Origin of the sequence: Nocardia kruczakiae NBRC 101016, from assembly GCF_001612965.1 — a bacterium.
In the GTDB taxonomy this organism is placed as follows: domain Bacteria; phylum Actinomycetota; class Actinomycetes; order Mycobacteriales; family Mycobacteriaceae; genus Nocardia; species Nocardia kruczakiae.
Genome location: NZ_BDBL01000026.1, coordinates 20,958 through 35,320, shown reverse-complemented (window position 1 = coordinate 35,320; position 14,363 = coordinate 20,958). Strand labels below are relative to the sequence as shown.

Annotated in this window: 13 protein-coding genes; 7 read left to right on the top strand and 6 right to left on the bottom strand. The window is 69.1% G+C overall.

Going from position 1 to position 14,363, the window contains the following annotated elements; translation table 11 throughout:
- Window positions 1–248 precede the first annotated feature (248 nt).
- The gene (locus NK1_RS19150) at window positions 249–761 is read left to right on the top strand and encodes a mycothiol transferase (RefSeq protein WP_063010454.1); all 513 of its coding nucleotides are present in this window, start codon (window positions 249–251) and stop codon (window positions 759–761) included.
- Here NK1_RS19150 and NK1_RS33300 read toward each other — a convergent pair.
- On the bottom strand, window positions 758–3,352 hold the full coding sequence (locus NK1_RS33300; RefSeq protein WP_245660665.1) for a cytochrome P450: 2,595 nt from the start codon (window positions 3,350–3,352) through the stop codon (window positions 758–760). The two genes, NK1_RS19150 and NK1_RS33300, sit on opposite strands and share 4 nt — an antisense overlap.
- An 89-nt stretch (window positions 3,353–3,441) precedes the next feature.
- Here NK1_RS33300 and NK1_RS19140 point away from each other — a divergent pair, with 89 nt between their 5' ends.
- Window positions 3,442–4,719, top strand: coding sequence for a glycosyltransferase (locus NK1_RS19140; RefSeq protein ID WP_063010452.1), 1,278 nt, complete (start codon window positions 3,442–3,444; stop codon window positions 4,717–4,719).
- Window positions 4,720–4,721: 2 nt separating this feature from the next.
- Window positions 4,722–5,474, top strand: a complete 753-nt coding sequence (locus NK1_RS19135) for an ABC transporter permease (RefSeq protein ID WP_063010450.1) — start codon at window positions 4,722–4,724, stop codon at window positions 5,472–5,474.
- 36 nt (window positions 5,475–5,510) lie between these two features.
- On the opposite strand, the gene NK1_RS19130 is transcribed toward NK1_RS19135, so the two are convergent.
- Window positions 5,511–6,113, bottom strand: coding sequence for a TetR/AcrR family transcriptional regulator (locus NK1_RS19130; protein WP_063906051.1), 603 nt, complete (start codon window positions 6,111–6,113; stop codon window positions 5,511–5,513).
- An 88-nt stretch (window positions 6,114–6,201) separates the two neighbouring features.
- Here NK1_RS19130 and NK1_RS19125 point away from each other — a divergent pair, with 88 nt between their 5' ends.
- Entirely contained in the window at window positions 6,202–6,657 is a 456-nt protein-coding gene (locus tag NK1_RS19125) for a DUF4345 domain-containing protein (protein ID WP_084461193.1), read from the top strand.
- A 26-nt stretch (window positions 6,658–6,683) separates the two neighbouring features.
- On the opposite strand, the gene NK1_RS19120 is transcribed toward NK1_RS19125, so the two are convergent.
- Together NK1_RS19120 and NK1_RS19115 are read right to left on the bottom strand one after the other, a co-directional pair.
- Window positions 6,684–7,238 carry a GNAT family N-acetyltransferase gene (locus NK1_RS19120; protein WP_063010448.1) on the bottom strand — a complete coding sequence of 185 codons (555 nt, stop codon included), beginning with the start codon at window positions 7,236–7,238 and terminating at the stop codon, window positions 6,684–6,686.
- 44 nt (window positions 7,239–7,282) lie between these two features.
- Window positions 7,283–7,999 carry a hypothetical protein gene (locus tag NK1_RS19115; RefSeq protein WP_063906049.1) on the bottom strand — a complete coding sequence of 239 codons (717 nt, stop codon included), beginning with the start codon at window positions 7,997–7,999 and terminating at the stop codon, window positions 7,283–7,285.
- A 239-nt stretch (window positions 8,000–8,238) separates the two neighbouring features.
- On the opposite strand from NK1_RS19115, the gene NK1_RS19110 reads away from it, so the two are divergent.
- Genes NK1_RS19110 through NK1_RS19100 form a run of 3 tightly spaced genes read left to right on the top strand, consistent with a single transcriptional unit; the run spans window position 8,239 to window position 12,428 of the window.
- On the top strand, window positions 8,239–8,943 hold the full coding sequence (locus NK1_RS19110; protein ID WP_062963626.1) for a response regulator transcription factor: 705 nt from the start codon (window positions 8,239–8,241) through the stop codon (window positions 8,941–8,943).
- Window positions 8,921–10,504: a sensor histidine kinase gene (locus NK1_RS19105; protein ID WP_063010446.1), complete on the top strand. Its 1,584-nt coding sequence runs from the start codon at window positions 8,921–8,923 to the stop codon at window positions 10,502–10,504. The genes NK1_RS19110 and NK1_RS19105 overlap by 23 nt, the downstream gene beginning before the upstream one ends.
- Window positions 10,505–10,514: 10 nt before the next feature.
- Window positions 10,515–12,428, top strand: a complete 1,914-nt coding sequence (locus NK1_RS19100; protein ID WP_063010444.1) for an ArnT family glycosyltransferase — start codon at window positions 10,515–10,517, stop codon at window positions 12,426–12,428.
- Between the two features lie 42 nt (window positions 12,429–12,470).
- Here the strand turns inward: NK1_RS19100 and NK1_RS19095 are convergent, their stop codons facing one another.
- Window positions 12,471–13,193: an alpha/beta fold hydrolase gene (locus tag NK1_RS19095; protein WP_063010442.1), complete on the bottom strand. Its 723-nt coding sequence runs from the start codon at window positions 13,191–13,193 to the stop codon at window positions 12,471–12,473.
- Window positions 13,194–13,322: 129 nt separating this feature from the next.
- Window positions 13,323–14,282, bottom strand: coding sequence for an erythromycin esterase family protein (locus tag NK1_RS19090; protein WP_063010440.1), 960 nt, complete (start codon window positions 14,280–14,282; stop codon window positions 13,323–13,325).
- Between the last annotated feature and the right edge of the window lie 81 nt (window positions 14,283–14,363).

The window sequence follows — 14,363 nt, the reverse complement described above, 5'->3', positions numbered from 1 at the left end:
TGTCGGTATGGTCCTACAGCGTCACCCCACATCTGTTGTAGGACAAGAGGCTTGGAAAGCCGCCCGGCCGGACATCCGTAACCGGACTGTCGACCAGGGTAGCAGGAACGTACCGAACTCTCTGTCGGTCTTCCACTCTCGGCACGCCGGTGCGGGACGTGCCGGTGAACCGCTGTGAAACACCTTGTGAGCGGGCATAATCACGCCGGTTCCGCCGAACTGTCGGTGCGGTGTGTTTGCATACCACCATGACGAGCACCGATCTGCTGGCAGACGCCTTCGGGCGGATCAAGGAGAACGTGCACGGCGCGGTCGCCGGGCTCACCCAGGAGGAACTGGCCGCGCGGCTGGACCCGGGGGCCAATTCCATCGCCTGGCTGATCTGGCATCTGACGCGCGTGCAGGACGACCACATCGCCGATGTGGCCGGCACCGAACAGGTGTGGACGACGGCCGGCTGGTCGCGCCGCTTCGATCTGCCCTTCGACGAATCGGCCACCGGGTACGGCGACGATCCGGACGAGGTGGCGGCCCTCGGCGGTGTTTCGGCCGACTTGCTGCTGGGCTATCACGACGCCGTGCACGACCGCACCGTCGACTACGTGCGCACCCTCGCCGACGCCGACCTGCCCCGGATCGTGGACACCCGGTGGGATCCCCCGGTGACCCTCGGCGTGCGGCTGATCAGCGTGGTCGACGACGATATCCAGCATTCCGGGCAGGCGGCATTCATCCGCGGGGTGCTGCTGCGCCGCCGCTAGCGCCGGTACAGGGTCACCGGAATCGCCGACGGCGAGAGGACGAAGTCCCGGTTCGAGGCCCGCACGACGTACGCAGGATCCGGCTCGGGCCGCCACCGGGCCAGCAGCGCCGCCGAGGCGAGCGTGATCTCCAGCAGCGCGAAGTGATCGCCCAGGCAGCGCCGGCGACCGACACCGAAGGACAGGTTCGCCTGCTTGTCGATCTCACCGGTGCGGGCGGGCGACCAGCGATCGGGATCGAAGGCCTCGGGATTCGGGAAGTGGCGCGGATCGTGCTGGACCAGGTAGGGGCTGAACATGATGGCCGTGCCGTCGGGAATGGTGAGTCCGCCGACGGTCACCGGCCCGGACGCGTTCCCGGCGCTGATCCACGGTCCCCAGAACCGAAGAGTTTCCGAGACAACCTGTTTCAGGTAGATGAGCTTGCCGATGTGTTCCGCACAGACCGGTCCGGCGCCGACCACATCGTCGAGTTCGGCTCGCACCCGTTCGGCGATCTCGGGACGCCGCATCACCTCGTGCCACAGCCAGCCGGTGAGCGAGGCCATCGATCCCACTCCACCGGCCAGCATCAGAATGGCCTCGTCGATGATGTGGTCGTCCGACAGTCGCGCGCCGGTCTCGGGATCGGTATGGCGGATCAACGCCGACACCACATCGTTGAAATCCTCGTCGCGGCGGCGGTACTCGGTGATCGCGGCGCCGATCGCGGCCCGCAGGTGGCGCGCCTTACGCTCCCAGCGCCGATTCGCGATCACCCGCAGACGGCGGATCTGCGGCGGCAGGGCGGTGCGCAGGATGACCTGGCTCAGCAGCCACGGCACGTTGTCGCGAATCCGGTGCCGGACCGCCTCGCTGAATTCGGCGGTGAACAGGGTCGAGGACACGGTGTCGAGGATCAGGCCGTGCGCCTCGTCCATCAGGTCGACCCGGCCGCCGGCGGGCAGTGCGGCCGACCAGGTGTCGGCCAATTCGGCCGCGGTGACGGTGTATTCGGCGAGCCGGCTCTGCCGCAGTGCGGGCGCGATCATGCGCCGGCGCAGTTTGTGTTCGGCGCCGCGCAGCACGTTCACCGAACCCCCGGCCACATCGGCGATCGCTTCCCGCAGATCGTCGCGATTCAATTCCGCGTCGCCGAGGCCGACCTCGCGCACCAGCTCCGGCGTGGTCAGCACATAGCCGGTCTTGCGGCCGAATCGGATGCGCACGATCGGGCCGAGCTCCGCGAGCGAGGTCACGAAACCCGGTGCGTCGCGCAGGGCGCGCAGACTGTGACCGATCAGCGGCAGGGCGCCGGGCGCGGTGGGCACGTCGGACAGCCGTTGCGGCACCGGACGCTGGGCGGCGGGTTCGATGTCGGCCCGGGCCTGCCGGTAGACCTCGACGATCGCGTCGATGCGGCCGGACTGTCGCACCGAATCGCGATGCCGGGTCATCTCGGCACGCATCGTGAGCAGCCTGCCACGGTCGTTCACCAGCAGGCCGATCGCCTCCGCCAGGGCCGCGGGGGAGGCGTCGCCGGCGCGCAGACCGCCGCCCGCCGGAACGGATTCGGCCAGGTCCGGATCGCAGTACAGCACGGGCAGGCCGGTGGCGATCGCTTCGAGCAGCGCCATGCCCTGGGTGTCGAAACCCCACGACGGAAACAGCAGGGCATCCGCGGCGGCCATCGCGTCGAGGCACTGCTGCTGAGAAACCCTGCCGTGCAGCGTGATTCGCTCCGAGAGCCCGTGTTCGGCGACCACCGCGGCGGCGCGTTCGGACAGGTCGCCCTCGCCGTACACATCGAGGGTGCAGTCCGGGACGCGCCGCACCGCCTCGATCGATTCGAGCAGTCGCTTCTCCGCGGAGAGCCGCCCGCACCAGATCAACCGCAGCGGACCCTCGGTATCGCGTGCGGCAGGCGGTCGCTGGTCGTCGAACAGCGCGTCGTCGACGCCGTTGGAGACCACCCGGATCGGCCGGGTGAGGCCGTGGTCGAGCAGCAGATCCGCGAAATGGCGGGTCGGTGCGATGACCCGGTCGGCGGCCTGCCCCTGGCCCACGATGGTGTGCCACGCGTGCCGGGCCGCCCGGCTCTGCGTGCCCCGCGGCATCCGCGTGGGATGGGTGACGAAGCGGCCGTGCAGGATTCGCAGTGCGAGCGCCGCGAGGTAGGGCGCCGGTGCGGTGTGCTCGATGAAGGCGTCGTCGCGGCTCTGCGCGGTATGTACCAGCGGAAGGCGATGCCGTCGTGCGGCTTTCATCCCCGCGATGGCCACACCGTAGGTGGTGTGGGTGTGGACGAGATCGACGGGGCCGCGGGCGGCGAAGGCGGCATCGATCAGCGCGCCGTTGCGCGCGGTCGGCAGCACCATCGGAAAGCCGTTCACCACCGCGCCGGCCAGGGGAGCCAGTTCGACCACCCCGTCGTCGGATGCCGCGTCCGGCGGCATCACCGCGCCCGACAGTGGCGCCACGAACAGCGTCACCCGATGGCCGGCGCGTTCGAGGCCGTGGCGCAATGCCGCCACCGCGGTCTGCACCCCGCCCAGCGTCGCCGGGTGATAGTCCATGAACATGGCGATGTGCACGCCCGGCACGTTACCCACGGGCCCGGTTGTTCGATATCCCATAGTGTCCCCATCGGGTTTCTCGGCCGAAAGTGTTGCGCTCTCGGAAAAAGGGGAGATAACTCGACATGAGAATCGCCATTCCGCTGACCGGCACCCGTGGCGACGTGCAACCGGTGCTGGCCCTGGGGCTGGAATTGCGGCGCCGCGGCCACGACGTGGTGCTGGGCGCGCCGCCGAATCTGGTCGATTTCGCCGCCTCGGCGGGGCTCGCCGCGCGTGCCTGCGGACCCGATGTGCAGCAGCTCTACAGCTCCGAGGAGGGGCAGCGGGCCCTCGCCGCGGGTAATACGCTGCGGCTGATGCAGCTGGTCGCCCGGCAGATGGCCGACTATGCCGGCCGGATGAACCGCGAGGTGGTCGAGGTGTGCGCGGGCGCCGACCTGATCGTGGCGAGCACCGTCACCGAGGACCGGGCCTGCTCGGTCGCCGAGGCGATGGATGTGCCGCTGGTGAGCCTGCACTACTACCCGGCGCGGGCGAACGGGGCCTATCCCTTCCCGGGTGCGTTGCCGGCGAGCTGGGCGCCGCCCGCGCCGGTGAATCGCGCGACGTGGGCGGTGGCGGAGAATCTGCGGCGCATCGTGTTCATGCGCTATCTCAACGATCTGCGCGGCATGCTCGGACTGCCGAAATCGCGGGCGAGTATCGCGGCGGTGCTGGCGCGGCGGCGGGTCCCGGAAGTGCAGATCTACGATCCGGCGCTGGTGCCCGGGCTGCCGGCGCAGTGGGACGACCGGCGTCCGTTCACCGGTTTCCTGACGCTGGATCAGCAGACCCGGCATGCGGTCGGCGAACTCGGCGACGACCACACCGACATTCTGTCCTGGGTGCATGCGGGGCAGGCGCCGGTGTTCTTCGGATTCGGCAGTATGCCGATCAGCGATCCCGCCGCCGTGCTGGCCATGGTGCGCGAGGTGTCGCGGCGGCTCGGCGTGCGGGCATTGGTGAGTGCGGGCTGGAGCGGTATGGAAATCGCTCGTACACAGGGTGATTCGATGGTGAAGGTGGTCGGACCGTTCGCCTACGACCTGGTGTTCCCGTACTGTGCGGCCGCGGTGCATCACGGTGGGATCGGCACGTTGTTCGAGAGTCTGCGCGCCGGTCTGCCGACGCTGGTGTGTTCGGTGTCGTTCGAGCAGCCGATGTGGGGCGGGCAGGTGGACCGGCTCGGGCTCGGCGCCCATCTGCGTTTCACCGATCTCACCACCGAACGACTCGTTCGCGGCGTGACCACGCTGCTGGAACCCGAACGCCACACTCGCGCACAGCAGTTCGCGGGCACCTTGCGCACCGAGGGCGCCGCCGCGCATGCCGCCGATATCGTCGAGGCGGCAGCCCGGTGAGGATGATCGCCGCGGATTCGGCGGTGATGTTCCGCCGCTGCGCCCGGCACACCCTGCGCAGTCCGGACACGCTGATCATCTCGCTGCTCATGCCGATCCTGGTGATGCTGCTGTTCACCTATGTCTTCGGCGGCGCGATCGACGTCGGCGGTTCCTACCTCGACTACGTGGTACCCGGAATCATGCTGTTGTGCACCGGATTCGGCGCGTCCATCACCGCGACCGCGGTCTCGGCGGATATGACCAGAGGCAGTATCGACCGGTTCCGGACGCTGCCGATGTTCCGGCAGGCGATCCTCGCCGGGCATGTCGGCGAGGGGGTGGCGCGCAATCTCGCCGCCATCGCGATCGCGGTGGCCGTGGCGGTACTGCTCGGCTATCGCCCGCACGCGGACGCGCTGGGCTGGCTGGGGGCGCTGGCCATGATCGTGCTGTTCGTGGTGGCGATCTGCTGGATCGCGGTCGCGCTGGGGCTGGTGGCGAAGAATCCCGAAGCGGCCGGCGGGATGACCTACGCGATCATGTTCATCCCCTACATCAGCAGCGCGTTCGTGCAGACCTCCACGATGCCCGGCTGGCTGCGCGGCTTCGCCGACTATCAACCCGCCACACCCGTGGTCGACACCGTGCGCGGCCTGCTGAATTCGAGCGGGACCAGCGGAAGCGCCGCCTTGGCCCTCGTCTGGTGCGCGGGCTTGGCGGTACTCGGATTCGGCGCGGCCAGTGCGATATTCGATCGGCTCTCCCAGCGGTAGGCGACCACGGTTCGGGCGGCGCCGGTGCCCGGTGCCTCAGCGCCGCGGCGGTGCGGTCAGATCGAGCTGGGCACCCGCGGTGGCGTCCAAGGTCGCCATACACATCCGCAGCACTTCGTCGCGCGAAATGCGCTGATGGGCAAGCCATTCGACGGCCACCTCGCGAATGAAGGCGATCCATCCGGTCAGCGCCGCGGCGGCCACCTCGCGCGTGTGCCCCGTGGCGCCACATGCGTCGAGGACGCGCTCGCACAGGGCGTTCAGATCCTCGACCACCGGTCCGCGTACCGCCGGATCGGCCGCCAAGGCGGTGCGGTTGGCGATGAGAACCAGTGGAACGTGGGCGCGGTAGAAATCCAGATGCGCCACCAGGCTCCGGTAGACGGCGGTGCGAACCGGCTCCTCGGGATCGATGCGCAGTTCGGCGAGCAGTCGATCGTGCGCTCGTTTCCAGATGGCCGCGAAGAACTCCCCCTTGGTGGGGAAGTAGTGATACATCAGGGCGCGCGAGGCGCCGGCGTGGGTGGCGATGTCCTCCATCGCGACCTCGTCGTAGGAGCGTTCGCCGAACAATCGCGCGCCCACGTCCATCAATTCGTCGCGGCGCTGCTCGGGGGTGAGGCGGCGACGGTTCGGCATCTGCTCATCGTAGGCGTGCGGTGTTGACGCGAACCCGGGCAGCGGCCTACCGTGGAGCTTATTCAACAACCGTCTAATAGGGGTCGGCATGCGACGAATGCTGCAGATCTGGCTACTGGTGTTCGGACTCGTGTGTGCGGGGATCGCACTGGCGCACTTGATATTCGGTACCGCCAGCATCATCGGCGGCGGACCGGTGAACGCCACCGTCGATTCCGATATGCGCTTCTACGCGGTCGTGTTCGGCGCCTACGGCCTGGCCGTGGCGTGGTGTGCGCGCGATGTGGAGCGCCGAGGGACGGCGATCAACGCGCTCGGCGCCGTCTTCTTCGCCGGCGGACTCGCCCGGATCCTGGCCTGGGCGGTGAGCGGGGAACTCAATTGGTTCTATGTGCTCATGACGCCGGTGGAACTGCTGATTCCGGTCCTGAACTACTTCCTGGTGCGGGCGGTGTGCGTCGGCCGCGTGCCGGACGACGGCCGTGCATCCGGCACCGGGGCTATCGGCATGGCGCCGGCGATGCGGCAGGGCCGGACTGGATAACGCCGGGCCCCGTGGGTTCGCGTGGCTCAGTGTGGGCCGCGGTTGTCGCCCGCGAGGCGGCCGCGCCGGATCAAGGCTCGTTTGGCGCCCGGTGCGATCGGTGGCAACGGCGCCTCCGAATCCGGTTCCGGCTCAGCTGGATTGGGCCGGACGAACAAGGTGACCGAGGCGGCCGGACTGAATCCGCTGCGGGCCATCAAGGTGGCCGAGGCGGTGTTGCTCTGCTCCACGTCGGTCACGATGCGCCGGGCTCCCCGCGCGAACAACGCCTCCGAACAGATATCCACCAGTCGCCGGGCCAGTCCGCGCCCCTGCATATCCGGCGCCACCGCCACCCATTCGAGGTATCCCCAGTCGTCCCGGAGTTCGAATTCCATGGATCCGAGGACGAATCCCACCACCCGATCCGAATCCAAGGCCACCCAGCAGGCGTTGTCCGCCGAATCGAGGTGCTCGGCCACCGACGTCAAGGACCACGACGTGTAGGGCTTGACGTCGGTGTCGAACACCTCGTGCCCCAGATCCAATACCTGCCGCAAATGCCCCAGACCCATGGGCACGATCACCGCATCGCTGTCCATTCGCCCAGTTTGCCAGAGGTGTGCCAGGTGACCGGAGTGTGCAATCAGCCGTTGGGCTGATTCGGAGCGCCGTCCATCGGCGGGGCCATACCGGGGCCGCCGCCCTGTCCGGGCGCCGCACCACCCGGGCCCGGACCGTTCTGCCCCGGATCGCCGCCCTGCGCCATCCCGCCGAAGCGGCTCGACCGTCCCGTGCGGCCACCCGTCTGACCGGATTCGGTGCCGCTCGTGATCGCCGTCGCGGTCGCGGTCCCGTTCGCCTCCGTGCCCTGAATGCGCACGGTGTCACCGACTTTCACGTCCGAATGCTGGGTGCTGCCGGAAATCGTGTAGGTCTGGGTGAAGTTGTCGGCGCTCTTGGCGGTGATCGAGGTGTCCGAGACCGCGGTCACCGTCCCCGTCTGGGTGATCTCGGTGGTGTAGCCGCCGTTGCCGTCGGAGATCACGAACTGGCCGTGCAGGCTCGCGCCGGTCATGCCCATACCGCCGGGACCCGAGGCATTGCGCCCACCACCCCAGCTGGTCCCGGGGCCGCCCGGCCCGGCCGGCCCGCCGTGCTCACTGCCGCCGGAATGTGTGGCCGCGTAGACGACGCCGCCCCCGGCCGCCGCGATCACCGCGGCGATGCCGACCGCGGCCAGCGACTTCTTCGTCGACCAGGTGGTGGCCGGCTGGGTCTGCGGTGCGCCCCAGGTGTGTTCCGGCTCGGCCGGAGGCGGTGGGGTGGGCCCGGCCGGCGGCTGTGAGGTGGACTCCGTCATCGCGTACTCCTTGTCGTCGAAGACGATCGCGGGCCGTCGATGCCGCGATCGCGTTGCTCGGTCAACCCTGCGGTGCGAAGCTGGGTCTGCGCTGTGGACTCGTTCGGTACTCGCTGTGGTGCGCGGGCCGCGACCGCCACACTCACAGGCGACCCCCAGATACGGCACAGCGGACGCATAGCGGCCGTCCCCAGACTGGGGTCATGACCACCACGAACACCCCGGCCGAGCGCGTCGTGATGCGCCGCGCGGACGGCAGCCCGGTGACCGTCCTCGTCGTCGACGACGAACCGGTGCTCGCGGAAATGGTGTCGATGGCGCTGCGCTACGAAGGGTGGCAGGTCGTCACCGCCGCCGACGGGCGCACCGCGGTCACCGCCGCCCGCGAGAACCGGCCCGACGTGGTGGTTCTCGACGTGATGCTGCCCGATATGACGGGACTCGAGGTGCTCGCGAAGCTGCGCCGCGATCTGCCGTATCTGCCGGTGCTGCTGCTGACCGCGAAGGATTCGGTCGAGGACCGCATCGCCGGGCTCACCGCCGGCGGCGACGACTACGTCACCAAACCGTTCAGCATCGAAGAGGTCGTCCTGCGCCTGCGCGCGCTGCTGCGCCGCACCGGCATCACCACCGTCGACAACGACGCTCAGATCGTGGTGGGTGATCTGATGCTCGACGAGGACAGTCACGAGGTGACGCGCGCGGGCGAACCGATCACCCTGACGTCCACGGAATTCGAACTGCTGCGCTATTTCATGCGCAACCCCCGCCGCGTGCTGAGCAAGGCACAGATCCTGGACCGGGTCTGGAGCTACGACTTCGGCGGACGCTCCAATATCGTCGAGCTCTATGTCTCCTATCTGCGCAAGAAGATCGACAGCGGGCGCGAACCGATGATCCACACGCTGCGCGGCGCCGGATATGTCCTCAAACCCGCCGGCTGAGGCCGTGCCGCGGACCCGCCGGTGGTGGTCGGCCCGCGGCTGGTCGCTGCGCGCGCGACTGCTCGTCGGGCAATTGCTGTTGCTGGTGGTCGTGGTCGTAGGTATCGGCGCCGCAACCGAATTCGCGCTGCAGCAATTTCTCGTGCATCAGCTCGACACCGAATTGGTCGATGTGCAGAAGCGTTCCCTCGGCGAGGCCGGTGGTGGTCCGAGTCTGGGCCCGCCGCCAGGCGCTCAGGACCACGACAACCGGCCGCCGCCGCCGAACCACGGCGGTCCGGGACCGGATTTTTTGGACCGTCGCGGCATCCAGGCCGATACCGTCGGCGCCAGTATCGACGGCACCGAGATCACCGCCGCCAAAATCGATGCCGACGGAACCCAGACGCGCCTGTCGGCGACCGCCCAGCGGCAGCTGGCCGAGGTGTCGTCGGACGGCACTCCCGTTACCGTCGACCTCGACGGGCAGGGTTCGTATCGCGTGGTCGCGAATTCGACCTGGTCGGGGGCCACGGTGGTGACCGGTATGCCGTTGACCGCGGTCCACGCCACGTTGATGCGGGTCCTGCTGATCCTGGTGGTGGTCACCGCGGTGGTGTTCGTCATCGCGATCACCGTGGGTATCTGGGTGATCCGCCGCGCGCTCGCGCCGCTGGACCGGGTGGCCGCCACCGCCTCCCGGGTGGCCGATCTGCAGCTCGATCGGGGCGAGGTGGAATTGCCGGTGCGGGTTCCCGCCGACGACGCCGATCCGCGCACCGAGGTCGGACAGCTCGGCTCCGCGGTCAACCGCATGCTCGATCACATCGACAGCGCGCTGTCGGCCCGCCACGCCAGTGAGACGCGGGTGCGGCAGTTCCTCGCCGACGCCAGTCACGAACTGCGCACCCCGCTGGCCGCGATCCGCGGCTATGCCGAACTGGCACAACGCAAACGGGCGGAGGTGCCCGGCGACGTCGCCAACGCGATGAGCCGGGTGGATTCGGAATCGCGGCGGATGACGGCCCTGGTCGAGGACATGCTGCTGCTGGCCCGGCTGGATTCCGGTCGCGGTCTCGAACACGAGCCGGTGGATGTGACGCGGCTGACCGTCGACGCGGTGAGCGACGCCCATATCGCGGGCCCGGACCACCGATGGGATCTGGATCTGCCGGACGAACCGGTCGTCGTCACCGGTGATGCGGCGCGCCTGCACCAGGTGCTGACCAACCTGCTCGCCAACGCGCGGGTGCACACCGGACCCGGCACCACGGTCACGGTCTCGCTGGAGCGCGAGGCCGACAGCGCGGTCTGGCGGGTCGCCGACAACGGTCCCGGCATTCCCGCGGCTCTGCAACCGGAGGTGTTCGAGCGGTTCGCGCGCGGCGATTCCTCGCGCTCGCGGCGGGCCGGAAGCAGCGGTCTAGGTTTGGCTATCGTCGCGGCGGTGGTGAAATCGCACGGCGGCACGATCAGCCTCGACAGCGCCCCGGGCCGTACCGTCTTCACCGTCCGGCTGCCGGATCGGACCTCACAGCGGGCACACAGCGAAGCCCCAGGCGACCACCACCTCGGTCGGTGAGGATCGACCTATGACGACGACTGTGCTGGATACGCCCCCGGTCGCGGTGACCGAACCGTCACCGACGCGGACCGCGAGCCCGCGGTGGCGGCGGCTGTCGCTGGTGGCGCTGCTGGCGGCCACCGCGTTGCTGTACCTGTGGAATCTCGGCGCGAGCGGCTGGGCCAACGAATTCTATGCCGCGGCCGTACAGGCCGGATCGCAGAGCTGGAAGGCGATGCTGTTCGGATCCAGCGATGCGGCCAACGCGATCACCGTGGACAAGACGCCCGGCGCGCTGTGGGTCATGGACATCTCCGCGCGCCTCTTCGGCGTCAACTCGTGGAGTCTGCTGGTGCCGCAGGCGCTGGAGGGCGTGGCCGCCGTCGCCGTGCTGTACGCGGGGGTGCGGCGGGTCGCCGGTCACTGGCCCGGCATCCTGGCCGGCGCGGTGCTGGCGCTCACGCCGGCCGCGGCGCTGATGTTCCGCTTCGACAATCCGGATGCCCTGCTCGTGCTGTTGCTGACCGCCGCCGCCTATTGCGTGCTGCGATCCATCGAAAAGGGCAGTGCCGCATGGTGGTTGCCGTTGGCCGGGGTGGCCCTCGGATTCGGATTCCTGGCGAAGATGATGCAGGCGTTCATCGTGCTGCCGGTGTTCGCGGTGGTGTATCTGCTTGCGGCGCAGGTTCCTCGGAAAACGAGGGTGGTCCGCTCCCTGTCGGCCGTGCTCGCGTTGGTGGTGTCCGCGGGCTGGTATCTGGCCGTCGTCGCGCTCTGGCCGGCCTCCTCGCGGCCCTTCATCGGTGGTTCCCAGCGCAACAGTGTGCTCGAATTGGCGTTGGGCTACAACGGTTTCGGCCGGCTCACCGGCGACGAGGTCGGTGGTCTGGGCAATATGAACCACGACGTCGGCTGGGCGCGGCTGTTCGGCTCCGAAATGGGCGGCCAGATCTCCTGGCTGATCCCCGCGGCATTGATCCTCGGTGCGGCCGGTCTGTGGCTCACCCGCCGCGCACCCCGCACCGACCCGACTCGCGCGGCGCTGCTGCTGTGGCTGGGCTGGCTGGTGCTCACCGGCGGGATCTTCAGCTTCGCCGGCGGCATCCTGCACCCCTACTACACGGTGGCGCTGGCGCCGGCCGTCGCCGGCAGTGTGGCGATCGGCGCCTGGCAACTGTGGTTGCGGCGCAACGACCTTCGCGCGACCGCCGTACTGTCGGGCACGCTGGTGGTGACGACCGTCCTGGCCTGCATCCTGCTGGCGCGCACGAGTGAGTGGAATCCGTGGCTGCGTCCCGTCATCGCGGTGGCCGGTGTGGGCGCGGCGGCGCTGCTGCTGGTCGTCTCCCGGTTGCCGCGGGCACTCGGTGCGGCGGTGGTGGCCCTCGCGCTGGCCGCCGGACTGGCCGGACCGACCGCCTACGCGGTGGCGACCGCATCGACTCCGCACACCGGGGCGATTCCGTCCGCCGGTCCGTCCAGCGGACGCTTCGGTGGGATGCCGCCGGGTGGTGCGCCCGGTGGGCAATCCCCGACGAGCGGTGCGACCGCGCATGCCGGCGGACCGATGGGCGGGCTCCTCGGCGGTATCACCGTCGGCTCGAATCTGTCTGCGGCACTGAGCGACAACGCCGGCGCCTACACCTGGGTAGCGGCCGCGGTCGGCTCCAACAGCGCCGCCGCCTACCAACTGGCGACCGGCGACCCGGTCATGGCCGTCGGCGGTTTCAACGGCACCGACCCGTCCCCGACCCTGGCGCAGTTCCAGCGGTACGTGGCCCAGCACAAGATCCACTACTTCGTGGGCGGCGCCGGCATGGCGGGAATGCGCGGCGCCGACAGCGGCGGCAGCCATGAGGCCTCCGACATCGCCCAGTGGGTGGCCGCGAACTTCCCCGCCCAGACCATCGACGGAGTGACGGTCTACGACCTGACCACCTGATTCCCGCATGGATGGACGGGTGTGGCGAAAACCATTCCGGGGTCAGGACAGTTCGGCGAGGGCGGCGGAGATGACGGCGGCGACCTCGTCGGGGTGGGTGTGCATGACCAGGTGGGGAGCGTCGAGTTCGACGACCTTGCGCAGGCCGGCCCGCTGGTAGCCGAAGCGTTCGACGTCGGGATTGATGGTGTGGTCGGCGGTGGAGACGATGCCCCAGCCCGGTGTGGTCTTCCATGCCGCGACCGACGCGGGCTCGGCGAACGCGGATGCCGCCAGCGGTCGCTGCGAGACGGCGAACACCTGTGCCCGGACCGGATCGACTCCGGCTGCGAAAATCGCCGGGAAGGCGTCGATCTCGACCGACACGTCCGTGCCCGGCTCGGCGCCCTCGACGGGGAACGGGGAGTAGACCAGATGCGCGGCCAAATCGGAATCCGGGAAGCCGCCTTGCAGTTGGCCGAGACTTTCCCCTTCGTCGAGGGCGTAACCGGCGACATAGACCAGCCCGACGACGTTCTCGGCCGCACCGGCGACGGTGATGACCGCGCCGCCGTAGGAGTGACCGGCCAGCAGCACCGGACCGTCGACACTCTCGGCCACCGCGCGGACGGATGCCGCGTCGGCGGCCAGGCTGCGGTTGTACACCGGCGGCACGAGCACCGGAATGCCCTGTGCGAGTAGCCGTTCGGTGACCGGCGCCCAACTGGCGGCGTCGGCGAACGCGCCGTGGACCAGGATGACGGTCGGTGTGCCGGAGACGGACATGGGGTTCCTTTCGTCGGAAACTCGTCACACCGGAGCCGGCGTGGCATGTCGAGTCTCGGCCGATCGAACGCCGTGCGCCCCTCGGTGCGGGTCGCGAATCCCTCGGATCAGGACACCGCCGCGACCGTCTCATCCACGATGTGTCCCGAGCGGCCGAACGGGCGTCACCGTCCGGTGGTGGACGACGAGGTCGAACCATTCGCCGAGGGAGCCGCCCGAGAGGTGGTACGCATCATCGTTGTCCGGGTCGTACACGGGCCCGATCAAGCGGGTCTTCGCGGGCTCGGTGAGCCAGGTTCGCACCGATTCCGGGCCCGGGGTGCGTAGGTCCACCAGATAGGCATCCAGATCGACGCGGCCGAGTACGGCTTCGGCGAAGTCGGCCGGAGGGGAGGGGAAGGTGTGTGCGGTCGAGCCGTGGTCGAAGGTCAGGCCGACGGACAGATAGCCGGAGCCGAAACGCCGGCGGAGATGGCCGCCCGCGCTGCGATGGGTGACCCGCCGCTCGCCGAGGAGCACATGTCGTGCCGCCGAGGCGACCGTATGCGTCGTTCCGCCCCAGTACACGATCTTGTGCCCGGTGTCCTCGTGCCAGCGAATCACATTGTCCGCCAGCATCTTTTCGATATCACCGAGGTCGCCGGATTCCGCTGTGACCCGGCCCTCGGGTTCCGGATGGGCGATACGAACCGGATCGTCCGGGTGCTGCCGGTTGTATCGGCGTATCCAGGCGACGACCTTGAAAATCTCCTCGGTCCGCCAGAACGATCGTGCCTCGGTCAGCAGAGCGCGCGGGTCGCCGGTTTCGGTACGCACGTACTCGTCGAGCGCGGCGCTGGTCGCATCGTCGCCTTCCAGGACGAGACTGCGAAATCCCGCGCGTTCCACGAGCAAGCGCAGGAGCCGGTGGGAGGTCACGGACAGCTCGTGGGTGTCGCGGGTCGCGGCCCCCAGGGCGACGATGCGTGCGGCGCCGATCAGCTGACGCAGTGTTGCCGGATCGGCGAGCGGCTGCTCGGGGTCCGATGCGGAGAGCGGACGAGCGTGCTGCTCGACCCATCGCGTCACCGTGTCGATCGAAGTGGTCATGCGACAACTCTCGTATCCCAACCATGGTTGAGGTCAAGGACGTCTTCTCACAGTCGGCGCATAGGTTCGGCAAAGAGCCGG